The organism is Rhizobium sp. RAF56 (assembly GCF_052113965.1).
In the GTDB taxonomy this organism is placed as follows: domain Bacteria; phylum Pseudomonadota; class Alphaproteobacteria; order Rhizobiales; family Rhizobiaceae; genus Rhizobium.
Genome location: NZ_JBFRDU010000048.1, coordinates 13461 through 30295, shown reverse-complemented (window position 1 = coordinate 30295; position 16835 = coordinate 13461). Strand labels below are relative to the sequence as shown.

Here is a 16835-nt window from a genome sequence, read left to right as displayed (position 1 = left end):
CCGACGATGATCAGGCCCGGCTGCTCCTCGGCAACGACGCCCTTCAGGATCTTGGCGACCGCCAGCGGCTCGACCGCATCATCGGTCTCGACCAGGATCGCCCGGTCGGCGCCCATGGCAAGCGCGGTCCTCAGCGTCTCCTCGGCCTTGACAGGTCCGATCGACACCACCACCACTTCCGACGCCTTGCCGGCTTCCTTCAGCCGCAGCGCTTCTTCCACCGAGATCTCGTCGAACGGGTTCATCGACATCTTCACGTTGGCGAGATCGACACCCGTCCCATCCGGCTTCACCCGGATCTTGACGTTGTAGTCGACGACACGCTTAACTGGGACGATGATCTTTCCTACATCAGCCATCATAGCTTCCATTTCTGTTTGATAGTTTGAGGCCCGGACACCGCCGGGCCAGACAGCGGCGTGGCGCTCTCAGGATTCGACGATCAGGGCGTCCACTGCGACGGCGCCTTTTTCGTAGACCATCAGCGGGTTGACATCGAGTTCCGCCAAGGTTTCGCGAGCGTCACCGGCGTAGCTGGCGATCGCCATGATCGCATCGATCACCGGTTCGAGATCAGCACGCGGCTTGCCCCTGAAACCATCGAGCAGCGGGAACGTCTTGAGGCTGCGCAGCGCCGCTTCGACCTGACCGCGCGAAACCGGCAAGAGCAGCGGTTTGGCATCCTTGAGCAGCTCCACGAAAATGCCGCCCGCACCGACGACCAGGACCATGCCGAACAGCGGGTCGCGCTTGACGCCGACGATGAGTTCGGCGAGCGGCGGAGCCTGCATCGGCTCCATGAGATAGTTCTCAAGGACCACGCCAGGCGCGTGGGCGGAGACGCTGTCCAGCATGCGGTCCGCCGCCGCCTGCAGATCGGCGCGCGTGCGAAGATTGAGTGCGACACCGCCGACTTCGGTCTTATGCGGCAGATCGTCGTGCAGGACCTTGAGGACGACCGGCTGCTCCAGCTTCTCAGGCAGCGCGTCGATTTCATCGCGCGTCAGCACCCGGCCTGCCGGCACCTGCAGTCCGCGGGCGGCGAGGCGACGCTTGGACTCCACTTCGTTGACCGTTCGGCTCTCGTCGGACCCAGCGACCACCGGATAGAGCGCGAGATCGGCGGGAGGGCCTCCCGCATCCTTGTCGCGGCGCACGAGTTCGGAATGCGCGGCCCACAGCCCGATGACCTTGGCTGCGTCATGCAGTCCCTGCAGCGGCACGACGCCGAGCTCAAGCATCCATACACGCACATCTTCCGGGATCGATTCTGGATTTACCGATCCCATGAATACGGGTTTTCCCGTGGCTTTGCCGGCGGCGGCAAGGGCGCGGATCATCGCGAGAATAGGCTCGCCCGCATCTTCGGCGACCTTCGGCGAGGGATGATCCATGACCATCAGACCGCTGTCGTAGCCGCCCTTGAGCATGGTGGTGAACATCGGGGTGAGAAGCGCTTCATTGCCCCAGTAGCCCGCGGTGAAGTCGAGCGGGTTCGAGACGTGACCATAATCGGGCAGCAACGGCTTGATCGCGTCGATCTGCTGGCGCGTCGGCTGCGGAAGCTCGAGGCCGGCAAAGGAGCAATAGTCCGCAGCGAGACCGTTGTCGCCGCCCGAGCTGGAGAACACGGCAATCCGCCTGCCCTCCAGTGAGGGCGTGACCGAGGCCATCTTCAGCATTTCCAGGAACTGCGGGACGGTGTCCGTGACGATCACGCCGAGGCGATCGAAGAGCGCGTCATAGTACTCGTTCTGCCCGGCAAGCGAGCTCGTGTGGCTCGCGGCCATGGCAGCCCCGAGTTCCGAGCGCCCGGACCTGCAGACGATGACCGGCATTCCCTCGGCCCGCGCTCGCAGGCAAGCCTCGGAAAAGGCCGGAACGTCGCGGATCCCCTCCATGAACAAGCCGATGCAGGTGACGTTCGGATCGTCGATGAGGTACTCGATATAGTCCTCGAACCCGAGGATCGCCTGATTGCCGGCGCTGATGAGATAGCTGAAGGGAACGGAACGCTGGTTGGAGGTGAGATGGATGCAGACGTTGCCGCTTTGGCCGACCACGGCCGCCCCGCGCTTCGTCGACAGCGCCTGATAGCCTGACGGCCACATGCTCGCGTGCGTTACATAGTTGACCAGGCCGTAGCAGTTCGGACCAACGACGGCCATGTCCCCAGCCGCGGCGATAAGCTGCCGGTTGCGTTCGGCGCCCGCCTCGCCAAGTTCCGAGAAGCCAGAGGCGTAGCAGATGACGCCCCCCGCCCCTATCTGGTTCAGTTCCGCGAGCGCAGCGACCGTTACATCGGCATTGACGCCGAGATAGGTTGCATCGGGCGAGACCGGCAGATCGGAGAGGCTGCGGTAGCATTTGTATCCGCCGATCTCCTCCCGTTTGCCGTTAACGACATAGACCTCGCCTTGAAAGCCGTGTCGCTTGATGTTGCGCAGCGTAAGCTCGACGTAGCTGCCGCCGACGAGAGCGATGTGGCGCGGCGCGAGAAGTCGACGGAAGTTTTCTCGCTTGGCGTCGGAAAGCCTGCTGGATTGAATTTTGCTCGATGACAGTGACATGAAGTGTTGCCTTTTATAGCTCGTGACAATGTGGAGCCCGGCCGGTCAATGCCGGCGGGCTGGACATCGGAGGCGCGGATACCGCGCCTGCCCTATGTTTCAAACCGTGAGAGGCGATTGGATGCTGGCCAAGTCGAACGGCGGATCGGCCGGATGCTTCTCCGGATCTTGGCGGAAGACATCGCAGAGCCAGTCCCTGAGGATCATCCGGCAGGTCGCCTCGTCATAGGCGTTCTCCAGCACCAGGCCGATCCAGAGGCCGTCTATCAACTGGGTGTACATCAGCGTCGTGCTGCGGATGTTGAGCGTGAGCCCATGCTCTTCAGCGACCGCCGTTATTCGACGCTCGACGGAGGCGCGGTAGCGCCCCCAGAGCGTGCGGTGCACTTCGGCGACTTCGGGCTGCAGGCGGGAGGCGCTCCAAAAATGCAGCCAGACCTCGCGGTGCTGGTCCCGCAGAAACGGGACCATTGCCGATGCAAGAAGCTTTTCGAAGTGCGTGACCCCACCCCAAGCGCGAACGACCTGACGATGAAAGTCTTCCAGCAGTTCCGTGAGGTAGCGGAAAGCGAACAGAATAAGGTCGTCCTTGTTCTTGAAATAGTGGCTGATCAGTCCACGAGACAGGCCGGACTCTTCACTGATCGTGTTGATCGTGGAGTTCATGTACCCGTGCTTGCGGATCGATACGAGCGTTGCGGCCGTCAGGTCGCGCCGCCGCGTTTCAAGTGTCAGGACTTTCTTCTCTGCCCGCTTCATCCCCTATCCTCTGTCGCAACGCCGAACTACTGGCGGTGGGCCCGCAGCGTATCCTTGGCGATAATATCACGGTGGATTTCCGACGTTCCCTCCCAAATCCGTTCGATGCGCGCATCGCGCCAGAACCGCTGGATCGGGAAATCCTCCATTACCCCCATGCCGCCAAAGATTTGAACGGCATTGTCGGCAACGCGAAACACCATTTCAGAGCAGTAGAGGTTCACCATCGACGCCTGGGCGCGGTCCATGAGGCCCTGATCGATCTTCCAGGCGGCTTCCTTCACCATCAGGTCGCCGAGACGGATATCGAGCGCCATGTCGGAGATCTTAAACCCGGTTCCCTGGAACTCGCCGATGGTCTTGCCGAACGCCTTGCGGTTGGCCGCCCAGTCGCAGGTCATTTGAAAAATGCGCTCAGCCCGGCCCAGGCAGTGTGCCGAAAGGTTCACGCGACCCGAATAGAGCCAGTCGTTGGCCATCGAGAAGCCCTCGCCCTCATTGCCCAGGATCTTGCCGTCGGAAACGCGCACGTTGTCCAGATAGATCATGTTCGGATTGTAGCCGCGCGTGCAGATCGATTTCATCGGCTCGATCCGGATGCCCGGCAAATCGACGTCGAGAAGGAAAGCCGTGAACCGCTTTTGCGGCCCCTTCGGCGTTTCGTCGACGCCGGTGACTGCGATCAGGATGATGAAGTCGGAGTCATCGGCATGCGAGATGAACTGCTTGACGCCGTTGATGACCCATTCGCCGCCTTCGCGAACCGCCTTGGTGACGATGCCGCGCGCATCCGAACCGGCGCCCGGCTCCGTCAGGGCGAAGCAGTCGGTCTTGTCGCCCCGGATCGTGGGCAGTAGGTAGTCTTCGATCTGGGCGCCCTGGCATTTCAGCAGGATCGGCGTCGGGCGCTTGATCAGCAGCGACAACGCTGCCGAAGGCTTGCCCAGTACACGTTCGGTCTGGGCAAGCGTCTGGTGATCCAGCCCTGGACCGCCCCATTCCTCAGGCATGTTCATAGCCGTGAATCCGGCTTCCTTCGCCTTCCGGCGGATGTCCTGCGCGATCTCCTCGGGAACCTTGCGCAACTCCTCGACGATGTCCTCGTGCGGATAAAGTTCCTTCTCCACGAATTCGGTCAGCGATTGGACGAGAGCTTCTTGCTCAAAACTCAGACTAAAATCCATTTCTATCTCCTCAGGCGCCGATGAACTTGGGAGCGCGGCGTTCGTTGGCAGCCGCCAGTCCCTCGACGTGGTCTTTTGTCGTTGCGCAGATGTGTCCGGCCGCCACTTCTTCGATCTGTTGCTCGGCAAGAGAGCGCGTGAAGGACGTATTCATGAGCTTTTTCGCCAGGCCGATCGCGACGGTCGGGCCGGCGGCGAGCTGCTGGGCGAAGGCAAGCGTTTCGGAAAAGAGGTTTGCCTGCGTGGCGACGTGCGAGATCAGCCTGTTCTCAAGGGCGATCTGCGCGTTCCACAGTTCGCCCGTGAAGGCAAAGCGTTTGGCCGCCTCGAGCCCCATGACGCGCGGCATCAGCCAGGTGCCGCCGCAGTCCGGCGAGTAGCCAACGTTCGTGTAGGAGCAGATGAACTTCGAGCGCTCGGATGCGTAGCGAAAATCGCAGGAGAGCGCCATGTCGAGGCCGGCGCCGACGGCCGCGCCGTCGATCATGGCAATGGTCGGCTTGGCAAGGTTATGCACATCCTGGATGAGCTTGAGCGATTCCTCCATCCAGTTCATATCCGGCCACGGATCGTCGCCTTCGACCTTGTTGGCCCATTCCTTGACGTCGGCGCCCGCGCAAAACGCGCCGCCGCGTCCCGTCAGGATCAAGGCGCGAACGCCGGTGTCGGCAGCCGCTTCCTTTACAGCGCGGCGCAGCTCGATCGTCAGCCCCATTCCAAGCGCATTGCGTGCTTCCGGACGATTGAGCGCGATGACCGCAACAGCGTCGTGACGTTCCGTCTCGATATATTTGTACATTTTTCAATCCCTCAACTGTTCAAACTGTTGAATTCGTTGCACCTACCGGCCCGTCCATCGCGGAGCCCGACGCTCCAGGAAGGCCCTCTGTCCTTCCAGCATGTCGTCCGATGCGAGCATGCGGGCATAGGTGGCGTATTCCGGTCCGCTGTCGGCGCGGATCTCCATCGCCTTGCGGTCCGCCATCCCGTCGACGTTGCGCAGCACCTCCTTGAAGGCCTGCTGGGCAAGCGGTGCGTCGAGCGTCATCTTCTGAGCGATGGCAAAGGCGAGAGCGCGAAGCTCGGAGGCTGGCGCCATGCGGTGAACGAGACCCCAGGACACTGCCTCGGCGGCCGTCATCCGCTGGCCCGTCCAGATCATGGCCGTCGCCACGTTGTAAGGTATCCGCCGCGGCAGCCGTTGCAGGCCGCCGCCATCCGGCAGCAGGCCGCGCTGCAATTCGGGCAGTTCGAAATACGCGTTCTCGGCCATCACCATCAGGTCGCAAGCCAGAGCGAGTTCCATGCCGCCGCCGATCGCCGGCGCGTTGATTGCCGCGATCAGGGGCTTCTTGAGGTCCCACAGCTTGGTGATGCCGCCAAAACCGCCCTTGGCCGGACCGTCGAAGCTTTCATCCGATGAACCTGCTTCGTTGAAGTCGAGACCGGCGGAAAAAGCCTTCTCCTGGCCGCTCGAAAGTATCCCCACCTGCAGATCGTCGTCGTCCTTCAAGTAGACCGCGGCGCGCTCGATGGCGCGGCTCAGCTGCCGGCAGATGGCATTGACCTTGGGTTTCACCATGCGGATTTCGAGGACGCGGCCCTCGCGGCGGAGTTCGACGAAGCCCGCAAGCTCACTGTTCAGTTTTTCCAGCATTTCAATTCTCACGCTTGCGGTTGGTAGCGAGCTGCAGGACGAGCGGCGGCAAGGTTGCGACCACCAGCATCAGGGTCGATACGGCGGCGATCGTTGGATCGACGTCGTCTCGCAAGGTCTGGAACATCACTTTCGTCAGGGTTGAAGCGTCACCGCCCGAGACGAAGACCGAGACCACGACTTCGTCGAAGGAGACGATGAAGGCGAGGAGTGCTGCCGAGATCACCGAGAACTTCACCTGGGGCAGCGTAACCGTCACGAAGGCGGTAAACCGGCTGGCTCCAAGGCTGCGCGCCACCATTTCCTGGTTGAGGTCATAGGACTTGAAACCAGCTGTCATCGTGATGAGGACGAAGGGTATCGCGACCAGCGTATGGGCGATGATCAGGCCAAGCGTGGTATTCAGGAGGCCTGCCGAGGCGTAGACGAAGAAGAGGCCGATCGCCAGCAGGATGGCGGGAATGGCAATCGGCGCGGCGAGCGTGCTGTAGATCGTCCCGCGCAGAGCGAACTTGCCGACGTGAAGGCTATAGGCAGCGGCAGTGCCGACGGTCGTCGCAACGATCATCGTGCCCAGAGCAGCCCGCAACGACACCAGCGCGGCCATCAGCCATTTGTCCTGGCTGAAGAAGTTTTCGTACCAGCGCAGCGACCAACCCGGCGGCGGGAAGGAGAGCGAGTTCGACGAGCTGAAGGACATCGGCACGACGATCAGCGTCGGTACGACGAGGAAGAGCAGGATCAGCGCCGTCAGCGCGTAGAGCCAGATCCGCTGCCTGTGGGTGACGTGAGATTCCATCGGCGGCGCTCCTCAATGATTGGCCGAAAGGCGGCGCACGATGAGCCAGCTCAGGATCAGAAAACCGCCTGTCAGGACAAGAAGCACGACTGCCAAGGCGGACGCGGGCCCCCAGGTCGGAAAGAGCGCGACAGACTGCTCGATCCGCTGTGCGATCATCTGCACCTTGCCGCCGCCGAGAAGGGCGGGCGTGATGTAGAAGCCGAGGCACATGACGAAGACCATGATCGCGCCGGCAATCAGTCCGGGCACGCTGAGGGGAAGGAAAACACGAAAGAAAGCATGGCTTGGCGACGATCCGAGATTGGCGGCCGCCCGCATGAGATTTCCGTCGATCGCCTTCATCGAGGCGTAGAGCGGCATGATCAGAAACGGCAGGACGATGTGCACCATGCCGATCGTGACGCCGGTCATGTTGTGAACGAGAGCCAGTGGACGGTCGATGAGGCCGAGCATTTCGAGCGTGTCGTTGACGATGCCGCGCCGCTGCAGCAGGACCAGCCAGGCATAGGTGCGCACCAGCAACGACGTCCAGAAAGGCACGAGCACCGCCAGCATCAGGATCCGAGCCCAGCGATCGGGCAAGATCGTCAGCACGTAGGCGACCGGATACCCAAGAAGTACGCAGAGCGCGGTGACGATCACCGCGACTTGAAAGGTTGTGGCGAAGATCGACAGGTATGCGCCGTCGGTCACGATCCGGGTGTAGTTTTCAAAGCTGAAGCCGCCGTCCGCACCTATGAAGGAGAGCGAGAAGAGCCAGGCGATCGGCGCGACCATCAGGACGACGACGATCGCGAGTGCCGGAAGAGAAAGCCTCAGAAGCTGGACATTCTCCCGTCGACGATCTTTCTCAAGTGCGCGTGCATTCTCCAAGAGGCGCGCCTCGGATGCGTCCGGGCGAAAATGGCCGGAAAGTGCGCTAGCCGCTGACGACATCGCTCAACCCTCCGCGCTCACGATGCGTGCATCGGCTTGATGAAGAACCAGATCGACACGGTCGCCCGCGGCGAGCCTCTTTGTGGCCTCGCGGGTGCGGTTGGACTGGCGCACCAGCACCACGTCGCCCTGATCGAGCCCCACCTCGACGAGCAGGCTTTCGCCCTGAAAAACGACGCTCTTGGCAAGACCACAGAAAACGTTCGTGCAATTGTCCCGGGCAACCTCTCCGGGAGCAACGATGTCGAGGCGTTCCGGTCGCAACATCAGGACCGGATCACCGCTTGCCGCATCGAATGCTTCCGCCAACCGCAAGGGCTGATCGCCGTAGGCCAGACCGCTGGATGTCTTCTTCACCGGAATGAAGCTCGATTCGCCGATGAAATCCGCGATGAAGCGGCTGGCGGGCCTTTCATAAAGCTCGGGCGGCGTTGCGACCTGGGCGAGCTTGCCACGAGAGAAGACGGCAATGCGATCCGACATCGTCAGCGCTTCCCGCTGATCGTGCGTCACCGAAATGGTGGTCGTTCCCAAACGATCGTGGAGCCGGCGAATTTCGATCTGCATGGCCTCGCGAAGCTGCTTGTCGAGCGCCGAAAGCGGTTCGTCCATCAAAAGGATGCGGGGCTCGAAGACGATGGCGCGGGCAAGCGCTATGCGTTGACGCTGTCCGCCGGACAGCTCGGTGATGCGCCGGTCCTGGTAGCCGGCGAGCTGGACGAGATCGAGCACGCGGTGAACGCGGGCCTCTCGCTCTGCCTTCCCGATGGATCGAAGCTTGAGCGGATAGGCGATGTTCTCACCGACGGTCATGTGGGGAAAGAGCGCGTAGTTTTGAAAAACCATGCCGATGTTGCGCTTGTGCGGCGGCAGGTGAATGACTTCCTGCTCGCCCAAACGGACGGAGCCCGCGCTCGGCCGTGCAAAGCCTGCCAGCATCATCAACAAAGTCGTCTTGCCGGAGCCGGAAGGACCGAGGAGCGTCAGAAACTCTCCCGCCGCAATGTCGAGCGAGACATCGTCGACCGCGCGGAAAGCGCCATAGTCTTTGGTGAGCGACGAAATATAGACCGGCAGTGCCGTCGATGCTGCAGACGTCATCCAAGCAATCCCACAATTCTTGCCAGAGCAGATCAGCTTTTCTTTGGTTCGCAGATCCGCTCTATCTTTTTGTTTTCACGCAGTTCCGGACGGAAAACCGTTTCACGCTTTTCCTGGAACTGCTTTAGCGTCTGGCGGGCGCAGACCGCTGTCTGCGCCGCCTCCGAAACGTGCCCGATTTCCTCGGGCACGGTTTTCCTTACTGCTGCTTGAACTTGTCCCAGCGTTCCTGCAGCTCGGTGGCATGTCCTGCCCAGTAGGGAGCGTCGATGAAGACCTGCTTGGCCAGGTTCTCGGTGCTGGTTACGACCTTCGCTGCCTTCTCCGGCGGAATGAGGCCCTGCTTGAAGGCGTCCTGGTTCATCGGCCCGTAGGGGATGAAGTCCGGAAGGTTTGCCTGATAGTGCGGATCCAGCAGGTGGTTGATCAGCCGCATGGCGCCTTCCTTGTTCGGCGAACCCTTCGGAACGACCAAGCATTCGACGTCAACCAGACCCTGGTTGAGCGTATAGGCGTACGGCGCGCCCTCCTTGATGGCGGCCTCGATGCGCGCTGCCCAGATGGTCATCATGTCGACCTCCTGGCTCGTCGCAAGCTGCGTCGCCTGTGCGCCAGAATCCCAGAATACGGAGATATCCGGCTTCAGCTGTTCGAGCTTCTTGAACGCCTTGTCGACATCCAGCGGGTAGAGCTTGTCGCGCGAAACGCCATCGGCGAGCAGCGCCGCCTCCAGGTTGCTCTGGCCGCTATAGCCCGACACGGCGCGCGAACCGGGGAATTTCTTCGTGTCGAAGAAATCGGCCCAATCCTTCGGCGGATTGTCCTTATAGACGTCCTTGTTGTAGGCAATGACCGTGGAATAGGCCGTGAAGCCGATCGCATAGTCGGAGCGAAGCTTCTCCGGAATGCCCGCTGCATTAGGAATCTTGTCGAAATCGAGCTTCTCGAGAAGCCCTTCATCGCCTGCCTGCTTGCAATAGCCGCCGTAAAGCTCGGCGACGTCGATCTCGTTGGCGCCGCCCTTCACGCGGGTACGAATGTCGGTAATCCCGCTTTGCAGCGTGTATTCCTTGACATCCATGCCGTGATCTTTCGGCAGATGGTCGAGGATCGCCTTGCGAACCCCTTCCTGATAGGCGCCACCATAGGATGCATAGCTGACCGTCTCGTTGGCGACGGCCGGCAGCGCAAAAAGAACGCACGCTCCAACGACGTACGATGCACGAATTTTCATGAATCTCCTCCCTCAAGGCGACCGCATTACCGGCCGCGAATAGGGCTATCATAATTTTTATGGACGTCCAACTTTTTATTTGAGAAAATGGGCTGGACGTATAACACATTTTTGCTAGGGTCGGCCGATCGCTTGGGCAGCAACGTCTGCCGGGCCAACAATTGCTTTTCATTACATGACCTTAGGGTCGGAGGAGATGGGTATGAACGGAGCTGAAAGCCTGGTCCGCAGTTTGCTGTCGAGCGGAATCGACACCTGCTTCGCCAATCCGGGCACCAGTGAGATGCACTTCGTCGCAGCGCTCGACCGCGTTCCCGGCGTGCGCTGCGTGCTTGGTCTGCAGGAAAACGTGGTGACCGGGATGGCGGACGGATATTACCGTGTGCTGAGGCGGCCGGCAGCGACCCTTCTGCACTGCGGACCGGGTCTTTCCAACGGGCTTGCCAATCTTCACAACGCCCGGCGCGCCGAGAGCGGGATCGTCAATATCGTCGGCGATCATGCCACGTTTCACCGACCGTTCGATTCGCCGCTGACCGCCGACGTCCCGGCCCTGGCCGGCACCGTGTCGGCTTTCGTGTGCACGCCGGGAAGTGCCGAAAGGCTGGGCCACGACGCCGCTCGCGCCGCAGCCGCGGCCAAACAGCACCCGGGCCAGATAGCGACGCTCATTCTGCCGGCGGATGTATCGTGGTCCGAGGGCGGCTCCGAAGCCGCCCGTTTGGAGGTCGCAGCGCCGGCTGCGATCGACCCTCATAGCATCGAGACGGCACGGCGGATGCTGACATCGAGCCGTCGCACCCTCATCCTTGTCGGCAACAGCGTTGCCACGCTTGAAGGTATCGAGCTGGCTTATGCGATCGCGGCGCGCACGAAGGCCGACGTGATGGGGAGCTCGCTGGTCGCCGCATCGCCTCGCGGCCGTGGCGTACCAAAGCTGCCTCGCGTGCCCTACCCGGTCGACGTCGCGGTCGAGGCGCTCTCGGCTTACGAGCATGTCGTGCTCGTCAACTGCCCTCCCCCCGTGGGCTTCTTCGGCTATCCCGGCAAGCCTTCGCTGCTCTCAAATCCGCACGCGGTGCTGCACACGCTTTCTCGGAGCGACCAGGATGGAACGCTGGCTCTACGGCTGCTTGCCGATGCGGTGGGTGCGGAGCGGAGCGCCGGCAGGTTGCCGCAGGATGCGCGGAGCGAAATCCATCTGCCAACCGGCGAACCCACGCCTGAAAAACTGGACATGGCGCTCGCCGCCCTATTGCCTGAAAATACGATCGTCGTGGACGAGGCTTTGACCTTCAGCAACGGCTATACGACGATGGCGGCCATGGGCAATCCACACGACCATCTGATTATTACGGGCGGGGCCATCGGCGGGGGGATACCGGTTGCGACCGGCGCTGCCATCGCAAGCGACGGAAAGCGGCGGGTCGTCAACCTTCAGGCAGACGGTTCGGCCGCCTATACGCTGCAGGCGCTTTGGACGCAGGCGCGCGAGAAGCTTCCATGCACGACGATCCTCCTCAACAACAGGCGCTATAATATCCTCATCGGTGAGTATCGGAATGTCGGCGCTGTCCCTGGTCCGACGGCGATGAGCATGCTCGATCTTGGCAATCCTGAAATCCGCTGGGCGGAGCTTGCACGTTCGCTCGGCGTCGAAGCGACGAGGGTCACCACCATGGAAGAATGCACCCGCGCGCTGTCGGCGAGCTTCGCGTCCGACCTCCCGCACCTGATCGAACTTGTCATCTAGGGAGTATCGGTGAAAGTCCTCGTCGTATTCGATCTTCGCGAGCAGCACCGGATCGAGCGAAACGAAGCGATCGCCTTCGTCTTTCCGGTCTGGTGGTGGTCGTTTCCGGCGACCACCATAAAGGACGCTTCGTTCGAACTACTATACGAGAGGGCGACGAAATCCGCGCAGCGCTTCTGGAGCGAGCGCGGCAAATCGGCCGAAGATTCTAGAGAAAATCCATCCGAAAGTGCGTGAAAACAAATAGATAGAGCAGATCTGCGAAAGCAGATCGCTTCAGCGCGCATTTAAGAGCTTTGCTCGAACTCCACCAGCGCCCCTTGAAAATCCTTGGGATGAGCGAAAAGGACCGGCTTGCCATGGGCGCCGATCTTGGCCCGCCCGTCACCCAGCACCCTTATGCCCTCATCCTTGAGTTTTTCTGCCGCGCTCTCGATGTCATCGACTTCGAAGCAGAGGTGATGGATTCCGCCCGACGGATTTTTCTCGAGGAAGCCTGCGATGGGCGACCCGTCGCCCAACGGGTGGAGAAGCTCGATTTTCGTATTGGGCAAATCGATGAAGATCACGGTGACGCCGTGTTCCGGCATGTCCTTGGGTGGGGAAACGGGAACGCCGAGACCGCGGTAAAGTGCCGCCGCCTGATCGAGATCCGGTACCGCGATCGCGATGTGATTGAGCCTGCCGATCATTTCAACTGTTCCTGCGCTTGCCTTCGAGAAGATCGAGGACGGAATTGGCTGCGTGAAGCACGTTGGTGCCGGGACCGAAGACGGCGGCGACGCCGTGATCCATCAGATAGTCGTAGTCCTGCCGCGGAATGACGCCGCCGACCACGACGATGACGCTGCCCGCGCCCCTCTCCTTGAGCGCCTCGACGAGTTGCGGGGCAAGCGTCTTGTGACCCGCGGCGAGCGAGGACATGCCGACCACTTGCACCTTCTCCTTGACGGCGAGGTCGGCGGCCTCATCCGGCGTTTGAAAGAGCGGGCCGGCAAGAACGTCGAAACCAAGGTCGCCGAAGGCAGACGCGATGACCTTCGCGCCGCGGTCATGGCCGTCCTGACCGAGCTTTGCCACCATGATTTTCGGCTTGCGCCCCAGCGACAGGGAGACTTCGTCGAGACGGGCACTGAGCGTGGCGAGTTCCGGATCGCCGGCATAAGCGGCACCGTAGATGTCGCTGACGACGTTCGGGGTCGCTGAATGATCGCCGAATACGGCACGCATCGCGTCGGAAATCTCTCCAACGGTGGCGCGAGCCCGCGCGGCATCCACGGCGGCTTGAAGAATATTGCCCTCGCCGGTCTCGGCGACCGTCTTCAGGCGCTTTAGGGTTTGCTCCACCTCGACGCTGTCGCGGCGCCGGCGCGTCTCTTCGATGCGCCTGATCTGGGCGCTGCGCACGGCCGCATTGTCGATCGCGAGGATCTCGATGTCTTCTTCCGTTTCCAGCCTGTACTTGTTAACGCCGACGATGACCTCCTCGCCCCGGTCCACGGCCGCCTGGCGGCGCGTCGCGGCTTCCTCGATCAGCCGCTTCGGCAGGCCTTCGTTGACGGCCTTGGTCATGCCGCCCAGCGCCTCGACCTCTTCGATCAGTGCCCAGGCCTTGTCGGCAAGCTCGTTGGTCAGGCTTTCCACGTAGTAGGAGCCGGCAAGCGGGTCGACCACCTTGGTCACCCCGGTTTCATGCTGCAGGATGAGCTGCGTGTTACGCGCGATGCGCGCGGAAAACTCGGTCGGCAGGGCGATCGCCTCGTCGAAGGAATTGGTGTGCAGGGACTGCGTGCCGCCGAGCACGGCGGACATCGCCTCGAAGGCGGTGCGGATAATGTTGTTGTAGGGGTCCTGCTCCTGCAGCGACACACCCGAGGTCTGGCAGTGGGTGCGCAGCATCAGCGAGGAAGCCTTCTTCGGCTTGAACTCCTCCATGATGCGCGTCCAGAGCAGCCGCGCGGCGCGCAGCTTCGCCGCCTCCATGAAGAAGTTCATGCCTATCGCGAAGAAGAACGACAGACGGCCGGCGAACTCATCGACGTTGAGACCCTTGGCGATCGCCGCCCGCACGTATTCGCGACCGTCGGCGAGCGTGAAGGCGAGCTCCTGCACCAACGTCGCACCGGCCTCCTGCATGTGGTAGCCGGAGATCGAGATGGAGTTGAACTTCGGCATCTCCTTCGCCGTATATTCGATGATATCGGCGACGATCCTCATCGAGGGCTCTGGCGGATAGATGTAGGTGTTGCGGACCATGAACTCCTTGAGGATGTCGTTCTGGATGGTCCCCGATAGAGCGCCGCGGGACACGCCCTGCTCCTCGCCGGCGACGATGAAATTCGCAAGGATCGGGACAACCGCGCCGTTCATCGTCATCGAGACGGAGACCTTTTCCAGCGGAATGCCGTCGAAAAGGATCTTCATGTCCTCGACCGAGTCGATCGCCACGCCCGCCTTGCCGACGTCGCCGACCACGCGAGGATGATCGCTGTCATAGCCGCGATGGGTGGCAAGATCGAAGGCGACGGATACGCCCTGCTGGCCGGCCGCAAGCGCCTTGCGATAAAAGGCGTTGGAGGCCTCGGCGGTGGAAAAGCCCGCATACTGCCGGATCGTCCAGGGCCTGCCGGCATACATCGTCGCGCGCGGGCCACGGGTAAAGGGCGCCAACCCCGGCAGCGACCCGAGAGACGCCATCCCGGCGGTGTCGGCCTCGATGTAGAGTGGCTTGACCGCGATGCCTTCCGGCGTCTCCCAGACGAGTGTGTCGGGCGAAGCCTTGAGTTCCTTCTCGGCGAGATCCGCCCATTCCTTCAATGGTTTTTCCGCCATCATTCGAACTCCAGGATGAGTTCGTCGACCGCCAGGCTCTGTCCCAGCCGCGCTTCGACGCGTTTGACCACACCCTTGCGCTCGGCCTTCAGGGCATTTTCCATCTTCATCGCCTCCACGACCGCAAGCGTTTGCCCCGCCTCAACGGAACTGCCGGCTTCGACCGCGATGGAAGTTACAACCCCCGGCATCGGGCAAAGCAACAGCTTAGACGTATCAGGAGCCATCTTGGCGGGCATCAGCCGGGCAAGTTCTGCGATGCGCGGCGACCAGACGCGGGTCATGGCATCCATTCCCCGCCAGCGCAGCCGGATCGCCGACCCCCGCAGGTCCACCTTGATGCCCAGGATTTCGGTGCCGGCCTTGAAGGCGCTGTGCGTCTTGCCGGGACGCCAGTCGCTGGTGACCGAAAGCGCCGAGCCGTCCGCGAACGACACATCGATCGAGCTTTCCGCCCTATTTGCCGACAGGCTGAAGCGCCACTGGCCAAAGGCGACGACCCAGTCGCTGCCGAGTTTTCGCCGGTGATTTCCAATCGTGCCGGAAATTTCGATCGCCCGCGCCTGAACGATATGGTTGATCGCCGCCGCGACTGCCGCCAGCTTTCTAGCGCTCGCCTCGTCGGGCTCCACGCCCTGGAATCCTTCAGGAAACTCCTCCGCGATATAACCGGTGGTCAGTCGGCCGGAGCGGAATCGCGGCTGGTTCATGACCGCCGACAGAAACGGCAGGTTATGGCCGATCCCTTCCACCTCGAAGTCGTCGAGTGCATCGCTCATGGCGTCGATCGCAGCTTCGCGGCTTGGCGCCCAGGCGCAGAGCTTGGCGATCATCGGGTCGTAGTACATCGATATTTCGCCTCCCTCGCAGACGCCGGTGTCATTGCGCAGCACCGTACCATCAACTTTCGCACCTTCGGACGGCGGGCGATAGCGCGTCAGCCGTCCGATCGAAGGCAGGAAATTGCGATAGGGATCCTCGGCATAGAGGCGGCTTTCGATCGCCCAACCGTTGAGCTTTACCTCGTCCTGGCGGAAAGTCAGTGCTTCCCCATCAGCAACCCTGATCATCTCCTCAACCAGATCAAGTCCGGTGACAAGCTCGGTGACCGGGTGTTCCACCTGCAGGCGCGTATTCATTTCGAGAAAGTAGAACTTGTTTTGCTTGCCGTCGACGATGAACTCCACGGTGCCAGCGGAATGATAGCCGACGGCCCGGGCGAGCGCGACCGCCTCCTCGCCCATCGCTCTTCGGGTTTCCTCGTTCAGAAACGGGGATGGAGACTCCTCAATCACCTTCTGATTGCGGCGCTGGATCGAGCATTCGCGCTCGCCGAGGTAGACGATGTTGCCATGCTTGTCGCCCAGCACCTGAATTTCGATGTGACGCGGCTCGGTCACGAATTTCTCGATGAAGATGCGGTCGTCGCCGAAGGAGTTTCTCGCCTCGTTGCGCGACGCCTGGAACCCTTCGCGGGCTTCCTCGGCATTCCAGGCGACACGCATGCCCTTGCCGCCGCCGCCGGCCGACGCCTTGATCATGACGGGATAGCCGATCTCGCCGGCAATCCGAACGGCCTCCTCGGCATTCTCGATCAGCCCCATGTGACCGGGGACCGTCGAGACGCCGGCTTTGGCGGCGAGGCGCTTGGAGGTGATCTTGTCGCCCATGGCCTCGATTGCGCCCACGGGCGGACCGATGAAGGTCACCCCTTCCCTTTCGAGCGCGGCTGCGAACTGGGCATTTTCGGACAGGAATCCATAGCCTGGATGGACGGCGTCGGCGCCGGTCTTACGCACCGCATCGATGATCCGGTCGATGACGATATAGGATTGGTTGGACGGCGCCGGGCCGATATGCACGGCTTCGTCCGCCATCGATACGTGAGGCGCGTTGCGGTCGGCATCGGAATAGACGGCGACTGTTGAAATACCGAGACGCTTGGCGGTCTTGATCACCCGGCAGGCGATCTCGCCGCGGTTTGCGATCAGAATTTTCTTGATCATG

16 protein-coding genes are annotated in these 16835 nt (G+C 61.8%); 2 read left to right on the top strand and 14 right to left on the bottom strand.

The window, feature by feature from the left end; translation table 11 throughout:
• The 11 genes from AB4048_RS25765 to AB4048_RS25715 form a co-directional block, all read right to left on the bottom strand.
• A partial coding sequence (locus AB4048_RS25765; RefSeq protein WP_442204830.1) for an electron transfer flavoprotein subunit beta/FixA family protein occupies positions 1-359 on the bottom strand: 359 nt, incomplete at its 3' end.
• Between the two features lie 69 nt (positions 360-428).
• The gene (locus AB4048_RS25760) at positions 429-2570 is read right to left on the bottom strand and encodes an acetate--CoA ligase family protein (RefSeq protein WP_442204829.1); all 2142 of its coding nucleotides are present in this window, start codon (positions 2568-2570) and stop codon (positions 429-431) included.
• 99 nt (positions 2571-2669) lie between these two features.
• On the bottom strand, positions 2670-3329 hold the full coding sequence (locus AB4048_RS25755; RefSeq protein ID WP_442204828.1) for a TetR family transcriptional regulator C-terminal domain-containing protein: 660 nt from the start codon (positions 3327-3329) through the stop codon (positions 2670-2672).
• 26 nt (positions 3330-3355) lie between these two features.
• Positions 3356-4513 (bottom strand): acyl-CoA dehydrogenase family protein, encoded by a 1158-nt coding sequence (locus AB4048_RS25750; protein ID WP_442204827.1) that lies wholly within the window; start codon positions 4511-4513, stop codon positions 3356-3358.
• Between the two features lie 10 nt (positions 4514-4523).
• Positions 4524-5312, bottom strand: coding sequence for an enoyl-CoA hydratase/isomerase family protein (locus AB4048_RS25745; protein WP_442204826.1), 789 nt, complete (start codon positions 5310-5312; stop codon positions 4524-4526).
• A 42-nt stretch (positions 5313-5354) separates the two neighbouring features.
• On the bottom strand, positions 5355-6170 hold the full coding sequence (locus AB4048_RS25740) for an enoyl-CoA hydratase-related protein (RefSeq protein ID WP_442204825.1): 816 nt from the start codon (positions 6168-6170) through the stop codon (positions 5355-5357).
• Position 6171: 1 nt separating this feature from the next.
• Positions 6172-6969 (bottom strand): ABC transporter permease, encoded by a 798-nt coding sequence (locus AB4048_RS25735; RefSeq protein WP_442204824.1) that lies wholly within the window; start codon positions 6967-6969, stop codon positions 6172-6174.
• A gap of 12 nt (positions 6970-6981) precedes the next feature.
• The gene (locus tag AB4048_RS25730; protein ID WP_442204823.1) at positions 6982-7908 is read right to left on the bottom strand and encodes an ABC transporter permease; all 927 of its coding nucleotides are present in this window, start codon (positions 7906-7908) and stop codon (positions 6982-6984) included.
• A 3-nt stretch (positions 7909-7911) separates the two neighbouring features.
• Positions 7912-9009, bottom strand: a complete 1098-nt coding sequence (locus tag AB4048_RS25725; RefSeq protein ID WP_442204822.1) for an ABC transporter ATP-binding protein — start codon at positions 9007-9009, stop codon at positions 7912-7914.
• Between the two features lie 32 nt (positions 9010-9041).
• Entirely contained in the window at positions 9042-9200 is a 159-nt protein-coding gene (locus tag AB4048_RS25720; RefSeq protein ID WP_442204821.1) for a hypothetical protein, read from the bottom strand.
• An 8-nt stretch (positions 9201-9208) separates the two neighbouring features.
• Entirely contained in the window at positions 9209-10243 is a 1035-nt protein-coding gene (locus AB4048_RS25715) for an ABC transporter substrate-binding protein (protein ID WP_442204820.1), read from the bottom strand.
• 202 nt (positions 10244-10445) lie between these two features.
• Here AB4048_RS25715 and AB4048_RS25710 point away from each other — a divergent pair, with 202 nt between their 5' ends.
• Both AB4048_RS25710 and AB4048_RS25705 read left to right on the top strand, forming a co-directional pair.
• On the top strand, positions 10446-11996 hold the full coding sequence (locus tag AB4048_RS25710; protein ID WP_442204819.1) for an acetolactate synthase large subunit: 1551 nt from the start codon (positions 10446-10448) through the stop codon (positions 11994-11996).
• Positions 11997-12005: 9 nt separating this feature from the next.
• Positions 12006-12233, top strand: a complete 228-nt coding sequence (locus AB4048_RS25705; protein ID WP_442204818.1) for a hypothetical protein — start codon at positions 12006-12008, stop codon at positions 12231-12233.
• Between the two features lie 50 nt (positions 12234-12283).
• Here AB4048_RS25705 and mce read toward each other — a convergent pair whose 3' ends face one another.
• From mce to AB4048_RS25690, 3 genes are read right to left on the bottom strand one after another with little or no spacing between them, the layout of a single operon-like run.
• A complete protein-coding gene (mce, locus tag AB4048_RS25700; RefSeq protein WP_442204817.1) occupies positions 12284-12688 on the bottom strand; it encodes a methylmalonyl-CoA epimerase in 405 nt (134 codons plus the stop codon).
• A 1-nt stretch (position 12689) separates the two neighbouring features.
• The gene (gene scpA / locus AB4048_RS25695; RefSeq protein ID WP_442204831.1) at positions 12690-14828 is read right to left on the bottom strand and encodes a methylmalonyl-CoA mutase; all 2139 of its coding nucleotides are present in this window, start codon (positions 14826-14828) and stop codon (positions 12690-12692) included.
• Complete coding sequence (locus tag AB4048_RS25690; RefSeq protein ID WP_442204816.1) at positions 14828-16834, bottom strand: acetyl-CoA carboxylase biotin carboxylase subunit; 2007 nt, start codon at positions 16832-16834, stop codon at positions 14828-14830. The genes scpA and AB4048_RS25690 overlap by 1 nt, the downstream gene beginning before the upstream one ends.
• Position 16835: the final 1 nt, after the last annotated feature.